Below are 2,250 nucleotides of genomic sequence, written 5' to 3' on the forward strand. Positions count from 1 at the left end.
CGGGCGACCAGACGAAGCGGGGAGACCCGTCCTCGAGCTCGGCGGTGGCGGCGTACCGATCGGTGTCGGGCATGTCCACGCCCGCGGCGGCGAGGGTCTGTCGGACGACCTCGGCCCGGTCGGCTTTGTGGTCGGCGAGGGTCTTGCCGGTCCACTGACGCGACACCAGCACGCGGCGGCCACCGAGCCCCAGGTGATGCCTGTCGTGGGCCTTGGAGGGGCACCAGCCCGGCCGCATCCCTGCCTCTGCTCCCTTGGGTTGGACGCCGAACCGGAGCCAGTTCGAGCAGGCCGGGGAGCAGGGCAGCCAGCGGACCTCACGATGCAACCGGTCCAGGTGGATCGCCTGGCGGGTGGTGATCTCGGGGTCGTCGCCGTAGGTGTCGGCGATGGACTTGGACAGGTACTTGGTCAGGTAGCCGATCGCCTTGCCGACCTTGTCCTCAGCCGAGGCGATGATGCCTTGGTAGTCGACCTGGCGGCCGAGCTTCACCACGTGCGCGGGAGTGGCGGCCGGGTCGTCGCCGATCGCATCCAAGGCCTCGTCCCAGGTCGGGAGTTCCCAGCCGTTGACCGGGTCGACGAATCGGCCGGCTATCTCGTCCCACCGGGGCAGCTCGTCGCCGACGTACCTCGGCTCTGAGCATTGCGGCCACCAGAGCTGGTGGTAGGTGGCGGCGGCAACGTCCTTGACGGTCTGGCGGGGGATCACGCCCCGCACGGCGGCGTGCAGGTGTGGGGCGAGGCGGCGCTGTGCTTCGACGGTGGCGAAGTACTGGACCTTGTACCCGGCGCAGCGGCGCAGGTTCTGCCAGAACCGGTCGACCAGCTTGGGGAAGTGCAGCGCGTCCATCGCGGCCCGGTGGTAGTCGTACGTCTCCGGGTCGAGCGGTGTGCCGTCGCTGCCGACGCGGCCGTAGGACGGGAGCGTGAGGGTCAGGAACATCGACGGCCTGTACGTCTTGCCGTTGGGCGCGGCGAATGTCGTACCGACCGTGCGGTTCTCCATCGGCACACGGGGCAGGTCGGGAGCGTCCTGTCGGCGCCGGGTCGAGCGGACACGACGGGCCGATTCCTCGTCGTCGACCTGGTCCTCATCGTCGTTTTCGGCGTCGCCGGAGAGATCGTCAACCAATTCCGCGGGAAGGTCCTCGCCCGGTTCGTCCGCGCCGGGGATCTCGTCGTCGCGGTGCCAGCCCTCGCGGCACTGCTGCATGCGGAGCTTGCGCGCACGCTCAGCACACGGCGGGCACTGGCGTGCCTGCGTGGAGCCGCACGGGATCGGGACGACCGTCTGCTCACCAGTAGTGGTGTCGGTCATCCGGGACAGCACAGGCCGGACACAGACGCCGTTGCGGACCGCGAGGTCGTGCAGCACGTCAGGGGCGACCTGGCCCAGGGACGAGATCATTCGGGACCATCTCCTCGGCGTGGCTGGTCTCGTTCACCGGCCCACGGGATCCGCGCCGTGAGGTAGACGCGGACTCCCGCAGAACCGTGGTTGGGGAACATCCGGCCGGAGCCGGTGAAGTCGAACACCACGCCCAGGACCTTGAGCATGACCTCGATCTCTTCGGGGTCGCCCGAGACGCGGAGGCGGACCGTCATGACGCCTGCCTCCACAGGTATTCGGGGAGCAGGGTCGCGCCGTCGAGCGCGTCGACCACGGGAGCGCCGTCGACCAGGTCCCGGACCAGCACGTCACGTTGCAGCTCGGTCGTGCCGCCCCACACCCCGTACTCCTCCCCCGTCGACAGGGCGTGAGCCAGGCAGGAGCGGCGGACCGGGCAGAACCCGCACCGATCGAGCGCAGCGGGCGTGGAGGTCGTGTCTTCAAGTTCGGGGAACCAGGTGTCATCGGCGACCGAGCGGCACGCACCCATCGCTTGCCAGCCGGGCAACACGTGGGCGGCCAGCTCGGCACGCAGCTCGTTCGTCAGCTCGGGAACGTCGAAGACCAGCTCGATCTGTCCAGGGATTTGGTGGCGGGTCATGCTGCGACCTCCTCGACTGGCCGCAGCGTCGACGGCTCACGGTCCTTGCCGTTGGCATCGGTCGGTGCGTACAGGTCGACCAGTGCGGCCACGTCTTCGTCGGAGTGGAATGGGAACCGGACCCGTACTGGTTCGGCCTCACCATCGATCCCGACGTAACCAACACCCGGCAGGGATTCGGGGATCTCGTCGCAGCGCGCACCCCTGGCCCTGGCACCTTCGGCGAGCACGAGGCCGACCTGTGCCGCCTCAGCCA

Annotated in this window: 3 protein-coding genes and 1 pseudogene; all 4 read right to left on the reverse strand. The window is 69.3% G+C overall.

Going from position 1 to position 2,250, the window contains the following annotated elements; genetic code table 11:
• Positions 1-1,411 (reverse strand): replication initiator (locus tag ACWCOV_RS41670; protein WP_449834908.1); only part of this gene is annotated, 1,411 nt, incomplete at its 3' end.
• Complete coding sequence (locus ACWCOV_RS41675) at positions 1,408-1,608, reverse strand: hypothetical protein (RefSeq protein WP_449834909.1); 201 nt, start codon at positions 1,606-1,608, stop codon at positions 1,408-1,410. The genes ACWCOV_RS41675 and ACWCOV_RS41670, both read right to left, overlap by 4 nt.
• Positions 1,605-1,994: a WhiB family transcriptional regulator gene (locus ACWCOV_RS41680; protein WP_449834910.1), complete on the reverse strand. Its 390-nt coding sequence runs from the start codon at positions 1,992-1,994 to the stop codon at positions 1,605-1,607. The genes ACWCOV_RS41675 and ACWCOV_RS41680 overlap by 4 nt, the downstream gene beginning before the upstream one ends.
• A pseudogene (locus ACWCOV_RS41685) lies at positions 1,991-2,250 on the reverse strand (hypothetical protein); the annotation flags it as partial. The gene ACWCOV_RS41680 and the pseudogene ACWCOV_RS41685, both read right to left, overlap by 4 nt.

The sequence above is a fragment of the Kribbella sp. NPDC002412 genome, from assembly GCF_053592935.1.

What these genes read in the sequence shown, in the direction of transcription:
- ACWCOV_RS41675 (WP_449834909.1), bottom strand. Translation starts at nt 1,608, where the DNA reads ATGACGGTCCGCCTCCGCGTCTCGGGCGACCCCGAAGAGATCGAGGTC.
- ACWCOV_RS41680 (WP_449834910.1), bottom strand. Translation starts at nt 1,994, where the DNA reads ATGACCCGCCACCAAATCCCTGGACAGATCGAGCTGGTCTTCGACGTT.